Raw genomic sequence first — 14,012 nt, 5'->3', positions numbered from 1 at the left:
AAACCTATAAGGGAAAAGTATGTCAAAAACCTACGTTACAGGGTTTCCTCGCATTGGGGAAAAACGTGAACTCAAATTTGCATTAGAGGCTTATTGGGTGGGAAACTCCTCGTTTGAAGAGGTCAAAACCGTTGCCAAAACCTTACGTGAGCGCCATTGGAACTACCAAAAAGAGCGTCATATTGATTTTATTTCGTGCAATGACTTTAGTCTGTACGACATTATGCTTGACACCACCGTTATGCTAGGAGCCATTCCACCACGTTTCCAAGGCATCGAAGATAAAACGGCGCGCTATTTTGCGATGGCACGAGGGGACGAGCATCGCGCTGCGATGGAGATGACCAAGTGGTTTAACACCAATTACCACTACATCGTTCCTGAGATTCACGCGCATATGGCGTTTAACGTTGATATTTCCAAAATTGCCGATGAGTACATCGAAGCCAAAGCGCTAGGCTTGAATCCAAAGATAAATCTAATTGGACCTTTAACCTTTCTAGCACTTTGCAATATGATAGATGGAAGCGATGTTTTCTCACTTTTCGATGATCTTCTTGAAGCGTATGTCAAAGTCCTTCAAGCCATTGAGAGTCTAGGCGAAAACATCGTCGTGCAGTTTGATGAGCCACTCTTTGCCAAAACCTTAGAGCCAAAATTTTCAAGCCTACTCAAAATCGCGTATGAGCGTTTAGGCACGGTAAGCACTACACTTAAAATCGCCGTTGTCACCTATTTTGATCGTGCCAATGAAGCGGTGGAAATCTTAGGAAATTGCCCTATTTGGGCGATAGGACTTGATTTTGTGTATGGGGAAGAAAACCTAGATGCCCTTTTACATGTAAACAATAAAGTGCTGATTGCTGGCGTGATTGATGGGCGCAATGTTTGGAAAAACGATATTTCAAAAACGTATGAATTGTTAGAAAAAATCAGCGAAAAAATCGATGACAACCATATCATCCTTTCCACCTCATGCTCGCTTTTACATGTACCTTTTTCAACGCAGTTTGAAGAAAAATTAGCTCCTGAAGTCAAAAGTCGTCTCAGCTTTGCCCTTGAAAAACTAGTAGAATTGGAGCAGATCAATACACTTTGGAAGAAGAAAGAAAAACCAACAATAAGTGCATGCACCCAAAAAGTACCACCACTTCAAACTAGTGGCATTGCCTACACCAGATCACCTTACGCTACCCGTTTTGCCTTACAACAAAAAGCGCTGAACTTGCCGCTTTTTCCTACCACCACCATCGGCTCATTCCCTCAAACTAAAGAGACCCGAGCGGTGCGCAATGCCTATAAAAAAGGGGAAATTTCACGCGAGCAGTACGAAAGCTCCTTAAAAGAGTCCATCAAAGCATGCGTGGCGTTTCAAGAAGAACTTGGACTGGATGTTTTAGTACATGGTGAGTTTGAGCGCAACGACATGGTCGAGTACTTTGGCGAACTCTTAGAAGGCTTTGCCTTTAGTCAAAACGGTTGGGTGCAAAGCTACGGAAGCCGATGTGTTAAGCCACCGCTTTTATACGGCAAAGTGAGTCGCAAACAGCCGCTCAGCGTTGACTGGACGGTTTACGCACAAAGCTTAACCGACAAGCCGATGAAAGGCATGCTCACAGGACCCGTGACGATTCTAAACTGGTCGTTTGTGCGCGATGACATCCCTAAAAGTGAGGTCACCTACGAAGTTGCCACCGCTATCGCCGAAGAAGTCGATGAGCTTCAACGTCACGATATCAAGATCATTCAAGTCGATGAAGCGGCGTTCAAAGAGGGGTATCCTTTACGCGATGAAAAGATCAAAGCCTATGAAAAATGGGCCGTCGAGAGCTTTAAAGCCTCCGTGGGAACCGCATGGGATCAAACCCAAATTCACACCCATATGTGTTACAGTAACTTCAACGACATCATCGACACGATAGAGCGCATGGACGCCGATGTCATCACCATCGAGACTTCACGCAGTGGCAATAAACTGCTCAAAGTCTTCCAAAAAGTGGGTTACAAAGCGCAAATTGGACCCGGTGTCTACGACATCCATTCGCCTCGAGTACCCAGTGTGGAGGAGATGAGCGAGCAGATCAAAGCCTTCTTGCACGTGCTCCCCAAAGAACAACTCTGGATCAACCCCGATTGCGGGCTTAAAACCAGAGGATGGAGTGAAACCAAAGCGGCACTTGCCAATATGATTAAAGCGGTGCATTTAGCGCGCTAAAAATAACTACGAGGGGAATTTTCCTCTCGTGGCATATCAAACAGACTCTTTTTTATAATTTATCCTATTATAATAGTGTTATTTATGCTATTATATACGAAATTATTTTAAAGAGTTTGCCATGTTAAAACGAAGTTTAGAGCCCATTTTGAAAACAGCCCTTAAAATCTCACCTATTGTTTTACTCAAAGGTGCAAGGCAAGTAGGCAAATCCACACTCGCTTTAAATCTATGTGAAAACTATACCGTTTTGGATGATGTTTCCACGAGAGTGAGTGCCAAAGCTGACCCCAATCTTTTTATTCAAAATCTTAAAAAGCCCGTCTGCATCGATGAGATTCAAAAAGCACCCGAACTTTTAGAATCGCTGAAACTCTACATCGACACATCACGTCATAATGGAGATTTTCTCATTACTGGCAGTGCCAACATCTTAGATATGAAGCAAACCAAAGACACGTTGGCTGGTCGTATTATCGAAGTCGATCTGTTTCCCTTGAGTGCTAAAGAGCGTGAAGGTAAGCCAGAAGAAAATATCATCGATAAACTCTTTGCACAAGCGTTTGATGTGACACCTAAACCCCATAAAGAGATAATGGATGATGTGATCACAGGAGGTTACCCTGAGAGCTTAAAACTGGAAACGCCTTTGGAGAAAAAACTTTGGTTTGCTTCGTATGTGAGTACGTATATTGAAAGAGATGCGAGGGATTTAGCAGAACTTCGTGACATCGATAGCTTTTTTAGATTTTTACATGTCCTAGCACCTCGAAGTACCACTATGCTTAACAAATCAGACCTTGCAAAAGAGGTCGGCGTGAGAGTTGAAACCATTGAAAATTACCTCTCTATCTTAGAGCAAACCTTTCAAATCAAACTGGTTCGCCCCTATTTTGAAAACATTGGAAAACAATTTGTCAAAAGCCCCAAACTTTATCTCAATGATACGGGCATTGCTTCGTATTTTTTAGGCATTAACTCACAAGAGAGCTTAGAAGCTTCCCATTACAAGGGTGCATTGATTGAAACCTTTGTGTGCAATGAACTTTTAAAACATATCTCTTTCGCCTCTCAACCGACCAATTTATTTCATTATCGAACCAATGATAAAAGGGAGATTGATTTTATCATCAAACAAAATAGTCGCATCATTGCCATCGAAGTCAAATCCTCTTCCAAGGTCGATACCAGTGATTTTAAACACATCATCGATTTTCAAAAAAGCGGTTCACTCGATGTTTTTGGGGTCGTTTTTTATATGGGAGAAAATGTATTGTGGATGAATGAGCGATGCGTGGCACTGCCGTTTAGCTTTTTTTATTAAGGCGTGTTTTTGCTCCATCTTCGTTTTACATGTAACGCTATTTAGAGTGTGACTTCCTCAAAGAGTTCTCTTAGTTTTTGAAGCTCTTGGGGTGTTAAGACAGCCAGTTTTTGGATGAAACGCTCATTGTCAATGGCACGTATTTGCGTTACAACAATGTCGGAGTCTTGCTCTAACTGGTCTCTTTTTGAAACACGCATACGAATCGGCTCTGCATCATCAATCAGTGACGTACTCAGCGGAAAAATGATGGTGGTAGGATACTCGCTTTGATTGAGCTCATCGTTTTGAAACACAACCGCAGGTCTTGTTTTGCCCATTTCATTATTTTTCTTGCTAGGATTGAGGTTCAAAAGCCAAATCTCGCCCTTACAGACCGTCATTCAACGTTCCTTCAACACTCGTATAAAGAGCTTTGTCTGCCTCTTTTGTTTTTTCTACGGCTAAAAGTATACGTGATTTTTTTTCCGATTCAACACTACTGGCATAAAAATCTATCGCATCACGAATGACATCGCTTTTTTTCTTGTGCAACGTCTTTGCCATGCGCTCAAGCTTTAGTTCTAGTGCTTCATCAAGCCGTACGGTTGCTGTCATATTGTCTCCTTGTAGTTTGTAATACAGTAGTATAGCATACTGTTTTGAAAAAAGAGATAGCATATTAGGCGTTCATCACGAGAGAAAAAGTTTGCCTCTCGTGGTCTATCATCTTTTAAGTCTTGACTAACTACAATTCAAATATACATGTAAAGCCAAATAAAAGCCTTAAAATGGAGGATTTAAATGTGGTCATTTTTAAAATGTGAATTACGATTCGTATGTTTGCTACTCATTGGTTTAATAATCCTTAATAGCTTTGTTTATGGTTTAGCAAAATTACTGACTTTTCCATCATATTTTATTTGGGTCTCAGAAGGAAGTCTTTTAGCGCTTGCTCTTTATATTTGTTATTTCATCTATCAGTTTTTGAAAACACTGATCTTTGGATACGCTGGTGAATGTAAGAATTTAATGCAAAGAACAGCTAGTTGGCTTTCAAATTTAACATAATAGAAAATTAGCGGTAGAATCGTAAATAACCTTTACATGTAAAGCAAAAAACTCCCTACACCTTCCCAATATTCTGCAATTTAATATACATCATCGCCGTCATCACGGCATCATTAAGTGCGTCATGCTTTCCAAAGATGGGCAATCCAAGATCGTTCATCATCACATCAAAGCGCAGGTCGATGACGCCATCGGGGATGAATTTGATCTTTTTATCGTGGTAGAGTCCTGAGACTTCAATTTGGGGGTTGGGTAGGTTGATGCCAAGCCATGGTTTGACGTAGGTGTTCATCATCTTGATGTCAAATTCAAGGTAGTAGCCGACCAGTGGGCGTGAACCGATGAAGTGCAAAAACTGGACAATCGCTTCGTGTGGGGCGATGCCGTGTTCTAAATCGACATTGCGGATTTGATGAATCTTAATGCTTTTTTCGTTGATCTCGCGGCTGGGTTTGATGAAGAGCTCAAATTTTTCGGACATCAGGATTTTATTGCCTTTGATTTTCACGGCGCCGATGGAGAGAATCTCATCTTTTTTGGGGTTCAGCCCTGTGGTTTCGGTGTCGAACACCACGACTTCACCAACGGGGGCTTCCTCAAATAAAAAACGGTACTGCTCATCTTTGAGTTTTTTAGCATTGCGTTTGGCAAAAAAAGAGGCGAACATGCTAGCTGACCATGGAAAGTTTAAAATGGTGCATCAAAAACTTCTTAAATTTATTGACGATTTTGAAGCTGTCTTTGAGCAGTTCTAGCTCCAACTGGTTCAGGTTTTCGATGCTAACAAAGTTATCGAGTCCTTTTTCTTCGCCACGTGCCAAGCGCTCTTTGAGGCGTAAATTAAGAAGTGTGTCGAGTGCTTCGATGAGAGCACCTGCAAAATCTGCGTCGATGATGTCGAATTTGGCAAGCTTTTTGATGCGCGTTACTGTGTCGGTTGGCTCAATTTTATGCTCCAAGGCAAGGGCTCGAATGCCTTGAACGATGGGAAAAATTCCCCCTTTTTTGACATCGATTTTATTGTTTTGCGCAATGAGATTGGTAAACATACCGATGGGCGTTTCAAACGCTATTGCAGCTTTGGCAAAGTTTGATAAAAAAGGACTCTGTTCTTCCACATGCTCAAAGACCTCTGCTTTGAGACTGCGCAACATCGACGCATCTCCCGCTACAGGGATCGCATCAAAAAAGATCGCGAGGTTCATCACATCTTCCATACTAGGAGCATCAAACCATCGTACGATCTCTTTATGATAAGCGCTTTTATGCTTGCACCAATAGGGATTTGAAACCATGATGTTGCCCTCACAGCGCGGAAACCCAAAGTCGATGAGCGCTTGCGTGAAGCGTTGCATGTACGGCGTATAAAGGCTTGCATCCATGGCATCATCGATGATGAGCGCATTGTCTTGGTCGGTTTTGAGCAACTGTTCTTTGCGCCCTTCACTGCCCATGACGATCAAACACGCTTTTTTAGCAAGTGCTTCTGGGAGTATCATCGCATAGAGTTTTTCATAAATTTTTTCGTTAATCTCAGAGATCAATTTAGCAATATAATCAACCTTCGTGCCTTTTACATGTAACTTTTTCACGATGCTCATAAGATCGCTGCTGGCTTGTTTGAGCTCGTCAATCGTGGTCGCTTTGCGGATCTGAACGGCGACGAGATAGGTGTGATTGGCAAAGTAGCTGAGAAGATCGAGTTGCTCTAAAATACCGATGATCTCGCCATCGCGCGTCACGACGATACGTTTGATGGAGTGCTTGGTAAAGGAGAGGAGCGCGTTAAACAAATAATCGTCCGCCTCGATGGTGATGATGGGATGAAGCGCTATGGGGCCGATGGCGGCGTGTTTGTCGTATTCGTTAAAGAGCACGTGGCGGCGCACGACACTGTCGGTGACGATGCCATACTCGTACCCTTCGCCACTTCGCACGATGATGCAACTGCTCTTTTTTGCCTCCATTTGGCGCAGTGCTTCCATGATGGAACACTCTTTTTCCACGATGGTCGGCTCATGCAAATAGCTGTCCTGCACGCGCGCCATCATAAATCCTGAAAGTTCGGTGGTGTATTCTTTGGCTTTGGCGGATTGGATTTTATTGGCAAGGTCTTGGATGAAATAGGCTTTAAACGTTGTATTGGAGTCCAAAAGTGAGAGAAAATCCTCTTTTTTAAGCTCATAACAGATGAGCTCTTCAAGCACTTTAAAACTGTTTTCGCTTTTGGCATAGATGAGCGCGTCTGCATCAAATGAGTTGGATTTGCTGTAGACTTTAAGGAGCTCTTCCTCATGAAACTCTCCGACTTCACCTTTGATGATGATGTACAAAAACTCCGCAGGTTTTGAAGGAGAGAGCAACAGCGTCTCTTTTTTGTAGTAAGCAATGTTCATCGCGCCAATGGCTTTCGCCATCTCTGTTTTTGAAAGCAGTTGAAACGGATGAATGGAGCGCAAAAACGCCTCTAAATCGTGCATGCTCATGCAAAGCCCCTTAAAGTGAGTAGCTTTGATTGTAACGCTAAGCGAGCCAAAAAATGCTTACATGTAAAGAATAAGTGGAAAGATCAACGAAGAATGTGGCATAATTGCACACAAAAAATAGACTTCTTTCATAACCCTTGAAAAGATAAAGAGTTTGTTCAGAGTGCGTTAATTTTTAAAACTCAAAATTGAGTCATAGCCGAAGCTATGGCGATGTTTTTAGTTTCAAAAAGTGATGTGCTATGAGCGATACTCTTTTTTCAATGGGTTATGAAAGAAGTCTAATAAGGAAAAACGTTTGCATCCTACCATTGAAACTTTTTTAGCCAAGCTTACCGCCCTGCATCAATTAGAACCCAAAAATCTCCCCAACGATGTTTTACATGTAATGGTTTCGATGAGCCCTGAGGAGCTGTTTAAAACCTGCACACAACTCTCTGTCCTTCTCACTAACATTCCCTCTCAAACCGAGCCGATCACCCTTACAGACGAGGAGATCGCAACATTGGCAGAGGAGTATTTAAAGGGGATTTTAAAACGATTTCGCTGAGGGGTGGTACTCTTCGCTGAGTATTTTAGCGATGTTTTTCGCCATCAACTCGTAGCCTTCAGCATTGGGATGGACTTGGTCGGATTTAAGATTTTCGCCATCCATCACTTTTTTAAGACTGCTATCTTCTATCTCGATGCCATTTTCTTTCGCGACCTCATAGTAAAACGAAGGCACGTTAAACGTCAAGATGTCAAAGGTCGGAACGCCGACTAAAAGGACATAAACGCCCTTCTCTTTTGCCATTTTTATCATTTCAGCGAGATTACTTTTCGTTTGCGTCAAATCTTTTTTGCGTAAAATATCGTTCCCTCCGTGACACAGCACCAAGATATCGGGCTTATGACGCGCTAAAACAGAGGCGAGCCTGGCGAGACCTTGCTCACTTAGTTCTCCATTCACCCCTTCGTTGATGACGTTTACATGTAAAAGATCGCCCAAAACCGTTGGGTAATTTTTGTCGCGTGTGACGCCATAACCGTAGGTAAGGCTATCGCCAAAGGCAAGGATTTTGGTATCAAGCGGCAACGAGAGACTTTGAGGATTGACCTCTTGCGTGCTCTTATAGTAGTTGATGCCAACGATCAGCAGAATGATAAGAATGAGATTGCGTACGTTAAAGAGTTCCATGGCTTCATTGTACACTATACTACTCGTTTTAGCAAACAAAAGATATAATGGCACACACTTTTTCAAAAAGAGATTACGGAATGAAGCAAGAACGTATTGATTTGATCGGCATTGTATTTTTACTCATCGCTATGCTCACATGGGCAAGCTCTTTTATCGCCCTTAAAGCCGTCCTTGGTGTGTTAGGACCCATGAGCGCGATGTTCGGTCGTATGGCAATTGCGAGCCTCTGCTTTGTCTATTTTATTAAGCAATTTTCCAAGCTTGAATTTACCAAAAAAGATGTGAAGTACATCTTACTGTTGACGTTTTTTGAACCGTGTCTCTACTTCATTTTTGAAGCCAAAGCCTTGCAACTCACCACCGCGTCCCAAGCAGGCATGATCACCTCGATGATGCCACTCATGACCGCCATCGCGGCAAGTTTTGTGCTCAAAGAGTACCTGAGCAAACGCATCGTCGTAGGCTCCATTTTAGCCGTAGCAGGAGCTGTTTGGCTCAGTCTTGGCGCACAAAGCAGTGAACACGCGAGCAATCCCCTTTTGGGCAATTTCTTAGAATTTTGTGCGATGGTCTGTGGAACATGGTACGCCATCTCAGTACGTTACCTCAGCCAACGCTTTTCCGCCCTCTTCCTCACCGCCGTTCAAACCTTTGTGGGAATGCTCTTCTTCTTTCCATTAGCCGTTTGGGAATCATGGGGCGTGCCACTCACGCTTTCATGGGAGGCGCTCGGCTGGTTGTGTTACCTCGGCATCGTCGTGACGCTCGGAGGGTATGGCATGTTCAACCTAGCCTTAAGCCGCATCGAAGCCTCACGTGCCTCCGTCTTTGTCAACCTCATTCCCGTTTTCACGGTTCTTCTCGCGTATATTTTCTTAGGCGAAGTACTCAGCCAAACAGAGATGATGGCAAGCTTTGTCATTTTCGGAGGGATTATCGTCTCGCAACTGCCACGCTTTCGTGCAAAAGAGAGATTCATCTAGCATATAAATCTTTTTTTCATAATAAAAGTTGTGCTTAAATCTAAATAAAGCATAATGCCCCATATATCTCATCGCAGAATAAAACACTTTACACGATATCAAGCTACCTTTTGCAATCTTCTTACACAACCTAATACAAAAAAAGGAGAAAAGTTAATACCAGAAGCTTTATATTTTTCTGGCTTCTTCTTTTATAGCTAATTTCATTTTATATAATATTTCCAATTTTCAACTATGTTTTTTGTGAGTCTACTAAGTGATCGCTTATGCAAATTATCAATTTCTAAATAATTTGAAAAAATAAATCTATAAATCTATTCTTCTTAAAATCGTATATAATTTTCATAGTTATTGAAGTAGAATATTAGATTTTATTTTAGGAAATATAAATATGACAAAAATTGAGTTATTAGAAAAATTAAATAATTTACTACAAAAAGCAGATACATTACCAGCTTATCAACCAAATAGTAATCAAGAATATGACAAATGGTATAGAAAAATTGAATACACCTTAGAATCTATTCCTCATATGACTAAATATTTCAATGAACATAAAGATTTAAAATTTATCGACAATCCACAACAACAAGGTTTAGATAAAGTTTGGGGAGGCACTACAGAATTAAATAAATATCATAAAGCTATAAATGATTCAAAAGCATTAATTGAATCAGTAATGGATAGGGTAAACGAATGGGATAAGAATATTTCATTCGATTTAGTAACTACAAAATTCGAAAATATAACAGTAAATGTCATTAATGTATCAGATAATACCCCTAAAACTAAAGTATTCATAGTACATGGGCACGATGAATTAGCAATAGTCCAAGTTTCGGAGATATTAAGAAAATTAGGATTAGAACCAATTGTATTACGAGATGAACCAAGCAAAGGGAATACTATAATTGAAAAAATAGAAAGATTGTCAAATGAAGTGGGCTTTGGAGTTGTATTATATACAGCTTGCGATGTGGGTGGGAAAACACCTAATCAACTTAAATCGCGGGCTAGACAAAATGTAGTTTTAGAACATGGTTATTTGATGGCAAGACTTGGAAGAGAAAATACTATGGCATTAGTAAAAGATAAAGTCGAAACACCTAGTGATATAAGTGGTCTAGTTTATACACAAATGGATGAACATGGGGGTTGGCAATATAAACTTGTAGAAGAACTTAAAGCTTCAGGTTATAGCGTAAGCAAAGATAGTATTTAATTATATGCTTTCATATTATAAGATTCTTTATTTAAATAAAAAGGCGTAAATAATGAAAAGTATACTTATATTTTTAGTGTTATTCACAACAACATTGTTTTCAGCAGGAATAAAACTTGGAGAAAATTATGTTAAAAGTGATTCTGCCAAAGTTTTGCTTTCGGCGAGCGATAAAGGCAAAGAAACAGGAAAAGTGAGAAAATATGAGACTGTTACTGTTTTAGAAATCAAAAACAACTATGCGCGTGTTTCAAAATACTATGATGGATGGTCTGAAGGAGTAGATGGTACTGTCGCTCGCTGGGTCTCGGTAAATGCTCTATCAGCTGAAAAACCTGTTAAAAAAATAATTGAATCTAATTCTCTTGTTAAAAAATATATCGAAAACTCTGATGATTTTGAAAAATATTCTGATGTAATGATAAAAGCTTCTGAAGAATTGATCAAACAAGGAAAATGTACACTAAAAGATTTTGAAAAATTTGGACCGTGGGGACAATCAACAATAAAAACAAGGGGCGAAAACTATTATTTTATATATTGTGGTGCAATGAGAAGTAGTAATAAAATTTACTTAAATGTTTTAAATGGAAAAATAGAAAAAGATTGATGAAATAAATAAGAACTCAGCGCTCATGTTTACATGTAAAGCCTCGTAAATAATATTTACGAGGCAATATATTTAAATAAACACCACACACGCCTCAGTAGCGCCATGCGCTCCGATGACGAGGGATTGTTCGATGTCAGCGGTTTTGGAAGGTCCGCTGATGAAAAGCCCAAAGACATCTTTATCGCCAAAATTCACTCTTGTATACGCTTCGTGCATGCTGTGAACGATCTCACCTTTGGGGACGATGATCATCAATTTTTGAGTAATAAAATAAAGAGCGCGGTGCCTTGCATCGGCTTCTTTGATCCACACAGCACCATTTTCAGCCACGGCAAATTCACCTTTGATGATCGCCAAATCGACATCTTTAAGCGTATGCGGATCATCCGTTGCACCTAGCTCTTTCGTGTTTGTTGACAAACCTTCCACGGTTGAGACAATGACCATTGCTTCTTTGTAATGCTCTTTAATGTAGCTATCAACCACGCTCAAAGAGTCCAAATGAACGGCATTTCCACCCACGCCTGCAAGGGTTGTTGCAAATTTTGCATCCAAATCATCATACGTCGTATGAAGAATGTTGACCTCAGGAAGGGCACTTTCGCTATTTTGAGGTTTTGCCTCTTTGATTGCATTTAAAATGGCTTCGCGTGAACTCATTTGATACCCTTTTTCACTTTGTAAAGTTCTTTAAAACTGTTTTTGGGAAATGGCGGCAACTCTCTATTTTTGCCCCAGAGGTTGAATTTTGAATAAACCAGTGCGCGCGGCAAAAGTGGTACCATTTTACGCGCCATAAAGCCTGCAAAGTCCATCAGTTTTGGACGGCACATCAGCCATGTCGCCATCTTCAAAGCATTGTGTTTGACAGGACTTAGATAGCCCGCATCGACCACATCTTGGCGTTTTAAATAGAGCTGATCAGCCAAATCCACTTTGACAGGACAGACGTTGGAGCATGAAAAACACAGAGAGCAGGCAAACGGCAAGCTGTAGTATTTTTTAAGATCACGACTTGGAGCCAACGTTGAACCAATCGGTCCTGGAATGACGTAACCATAACTGTATCCACCGCTTCTACGGTATATCGGGCATGTGTTCAAACACGCACCACAGCGAATGCACTGAAGCGATTTGACGTAACGTTTATCGGCGAGGATTTTAGTTCTTCCATTGTCCACGATGACCACGTGCATTTCACCACCTTCCACGGCGCCATGATAGTGCGATGTGTAGGTTGTGACAGGCTGACCCGTGGCACTTCTGGCTAAAAGGCGCGTAAAGATGCTGAGATCTTTCAGGCGAGGAATGATCTTCTCAATGCCCATACACGCGATATGAAGCTTCGGTAAACTTGCACCCAAGTCGGCATTGCCCTCATTGGTACAGACCACGATGCCACCCGTTTCGGCGATGGCAAAGTTGACACCTGTCATTGCCGCATCGGCACCCACAAATTTTTCACGCAAATGCGCACGCGCCGCACGGGTCAAATAGGTCGGATCGGAATTGCCTTTTTGGGTGTTTAAAAATTTTTCAAACGTCGTTCCAACGTCCTCTTTTTTGAGGTGAATCGCTGGAAGAACGATGTGCGAAGGTGGCTCATTGCGTAGTTGTACGATGCGCTCACCCAAATCGGTGTCGACCACTTCGATGCCGTGCTCTTCCAAGTAAGGATTCAGATGGCACTCTTCGGTGAGCATGGATTTGCTTTTGACGATCATCTTAGCGTTGTGAGAACGCAATAAATCTAAAACGATCTCGTTGTGCTCTTTCGCATCTTTCGCCCAATGCACGCGAATACCCCGTGCTAAGGCATTTTTTTCAAACTGTTCAAGATACTCATCTAAATGCGCCAGTGTATGTGATTTGATTTTATCGGCGGTATTGCGTAGCTCTTCCCACTCGTCCAAGCTTTTGGCTTGATTGTCGCGTTTGACACGAACAAACCACAATGCTTTGTCGTGCCATTTCATACGCTCAACGTTGCTCGCAAATTTATCGGCCAGTTCAGAGTGATTGTGACTCATTGGAGATCTCCTGCTAAAATTTGAGCGATATAGATCGTTTTAAGCGGCATTTTTTCGCGATCAATCACGCCTTGCATGTGCATCAAACACGACATATCCACCCCCGTGATGTACTCACTGCCAGCATCCAAATGGTCTTGCAAACGCGCTCGCCCCATCGCCACACTCATCGCTTCTTCACTCACGGAAAACGTACCGCCAAAGCCACAGCATTCATCTTTACGCGTGAGCTCAGAGTAGCTGATGCCTTCCACTTTGTCGAGTAAATTTTTGATTTTGGAAAACTCAGGTACATTTTTCTCACTCATGCTCGCCATGCCAAGCTCTCTGTGCGCATGGCAACTGTTGTGAATGCCGACTTTGTGAGGAAACGAAGCATTCATCGAAGTTGGCTTGATCACATCGTGTAAAAATTCGATGAGTTCAAAGGTGTGTGAACGCATGCGCTCAAACCCATCACGTCCCTCTAAAAACTGGGCATAGTTATGACGCACCATGCTCACACAGCTTCCACTGGGTGCTACGATGTAGTCGTAATCTTTGAAGATTTTTAAAAAACGTTCGGCTAAAACCGCGGTCTCTTTCGTGCAACCTGTGTTGGCTTGGGCTTGTCCACAACAGGTTTGTTCCAGCGGATACTCCACATCTAACCCCAAATTTTCCAGCACCTTGAGTGTTGCCATGGAGGCTTCAGGGTATAACTCGTTCATAAAACAGGGGATAAAAAGACCTATTTTCATCTCTACTCCATTAATTCTAATTTTTTCATTATATCGTAACAACTATGTCACACAAACGTATGATATTTTTTACGAGCCTACTATATTTTGTAAAATGATTTCAATAAGTAACACTCCTGCAAAGAGCGCAAGAATGACGGCTAAGAGTTGACTTTTTTTCATCGTG

The 14,012-nt window shown here is 41.6% G+C and carries 14 protein-coding genes; 6 read left to right on the top strand and 8 right to left on the bottom strand.

What is annotated here, in order from left to right:
- Window positions 1-19: 19 nt before the first annotated feature.
- A complete protein-coding gene (metE, locus tag JU57_RS05260; protein WP_037957884.1) occupies window positions 20-2,215 on the top strand; it encodes a 5-methyltetrahydropteroyltriglutamate--homocysteine S-methyltransferase in 2,196 nt (731 codons plus the stop codon).
- Between the two features lie 121 nt (window positions 2,216-2,336).
- Window positions 2,337-3,539, top strand: coding sequence for an ATP-binding protein (locus tag JU57_RS05255; RefSeq protein ID WP_037957882.1), 1,203 nt, complete (start codon window positions 2,337-2,339; stop codon window positions 3,537-3,539).
- 41 nt (window positions 3,540-3,580) lie between these two features.
- Here the strand turns inward: JU57_RS05255 and JU57_RS05250 are convergent, their stop codons facing one another.
- The 4 genes from JU57_RS05250 to JU57_RS05235 all read right to left on the bottom strand — a co-directional run bounded on the left by JU57_RS05250 (window position 3,581) and on the right by JU57_RS05235 (window position 7,075).
- Window positions 3,581-3,922: a type II toxin-antitoxin system PemK/MazF family toxin gene (locus JU57_RS05250; protein ID WP_037957874.1), complete on the bottom strand. Its 342-nt coding sequence runs from the start codon at window positions 3,920-3,922 to the stop codon at window positions 3,581-3,583.
- Window positions 3,909-4,136 (bottom strand): ribbon-helix-helix protein, CopG family, encoded by a 228-nt coding sequence (locus JU57_RS05245; protein WP_037957872.1) that lies wholly within the window; start codon window positions 4,134-4,136, stop codon window positions 3,909-3,911. Before JU57_RS05245 ends, JU57_RS05250 begins: the two co-directional genes overlap by 14 nt.
- Window positions 4,137-4,644: 508 nt before the next feature.
- A complete protein-coding gene (locus tag JU57_RS05240) occupies window positions 4,645-5,256 on the bottom strand; it encodes a 3'-5' exonuclease (protein ID WP_037957870.1) in 612 nt (203 codons plus the stop codon).
- A 1-nt stretch (window position 5,257) separates the two neighbouring features.
- Window positions 5,258-7,075 carry a DUF294 nucleotidyltransferase-like domain-containing protein gene (locus tag JU57_RS05235; RefSeq protein WP_037957868.1) on the bottom strand — a complete coding sequence of 606 codons (1,818 nt, stop codon included), beginning with the start codon at window positions 7,073-7,075 and terminating at the stop codon, window positions 5,258-5,260.
- A gap of 298 nt (window positions 7,076-7,373) precedes the next feature.
- On the opposite strand from JU57_RS05235, the gene JU57_RS05230 reads away from it, so the two are divergent.
- Window positions 7,374-7,625 carry a hypothetical protein gene (locus JU57_RS05230; protein ID WP_037957866.1) on the top strand — a complete coding sequence of 84 codons (252 nt, stop codon included), beginning with the start codon at window positions 7,374-7,376 and terminating at the stop codon, window positions 7,623-7,625.
- Here the strand turns inward: JU57_RS05230 and JU57_RS05225 are convergent.
- Entirely contained in the window at window positions 7,608-8,270 is a 663-nt protein-coding gene (locus tag JU57_RS05225) for an arylesterase (protein ID WP_051906629.1), read from the bottom strand. The two genes, JU57_RS05230 and JU57_RS05225, sit on opposite strands and share 18 nt — an antisense overlap.
- A 65-nt stretch (window positions 8,271-8,335) precedes the next feature.
- Here JU57_RS05225 and JU57_RS05220 point away from each other — a divergent pair, with 65 nt between their 5' ends.
- The 3 genes from JU57_RS05220 (at window position 8,336) to JU57_RS05210 (ending at window position 11,073) form a co-directional block, all read left to right on the top strand.
- Window positions 8,336-9,241 (top strand): DMT family transporter, encoded by a 906-nt coding sequence (locus JU57_RS05220; protein ID WP_037957864.1) that lies wholly within the window; start codon window positions 8,336-8,338, stop codon window positions 9,239-9,241.
- 391 nt (window positions 9,242-9,632) lie between these two features.
- Window positions 9,633-10,463, top strand: coding sequence for a nucleotide-binding protein (locus tag JU57_RS13705; protein ID WP_051906627.1), 831 nt, complete (start codon window positions 9,633-9,635; stop codon window positions 10,461-10,463).
- 52 nt (window positions 10,464-10,515) lie between these two features.
- Window positions 10,516-11,073: a hypothetical protein gene (locus tag JU57_RS05210; protein WP_051906625.1), complete on the top strand. Its 558-nt coding sequence runs from the start codon at window positions 10,516-10,518 to the stop codon at window positions 11,071-11,073.
- A 72-nt stretch (window positions 11,074-11,145) separates the two neighbouring features.
- Here the strand turns inward: JU57_RS05210 and JU57_RS05205 are convergent, their stop codons facing one another.
- Genes JU57_RS05205 through JU57_RS05195 form a run of 3 tightly spaced genes read right to left on the bottom strand, consistent with a single transcriptional unit; the run spans window position 11,146 to window position 13,846 of the window.
- Window positions 11,146-11,736: an LUD domain-containing protein gene (locus tag JU57_RS05205; protein WP_037957862.1), complete on the bottom strand. Its 591-nt coding sequence runs from the start codon at window positions 11,734-11,736 to the stop codon at window positions 11,146-11,148.
- Window positions 11,733-13,106: a lactate utilization protein B gene (locus JU57_RS05200; protein WP_037957861.1), complete on the bottom strand. Its 1,374-nt coding sequence runs from the start codon at window positions 13,104-13,106 to the stop codon at window positions 11,733-11,735. Before JU57_RS05200 ends, JU57_RS05205 begins: the two co-directional genes overlap by 4 nt.
- On the bottom strand, window positions 13,103-13,846 hold the full coding sequence (locus tag JU57_RS05195; RefSeq protein ID WP_037957860.1) for a (Fe-S)-binding protein: 744 nt from the start codon (window positions 13,844-13,846) through the stop codon (window positions 13,103-13,105). Before JU57_RS05195 ends, JU57_RS05200 begins: the two co-directional genes overlap by 4 nt.
- Between the last annotated feature and the right edge of the window lie 166 nt (window positions 13,847-14,012).

The organism is Sulfurospirillum sp. SCADC, from assembly GCF_000743525.1.
In the GTDB taxonomy this organism is placed as follows: Bacteria; Campylobacterota; Campylobacteria; order Campylobacterales; family Sulfurospirillaceae; genus Sulfurospirillum.
Note: the sequence above shows the minus strand (reverse complement) of the source record. Positions and strands in the feature narration are given on the sequence as shown.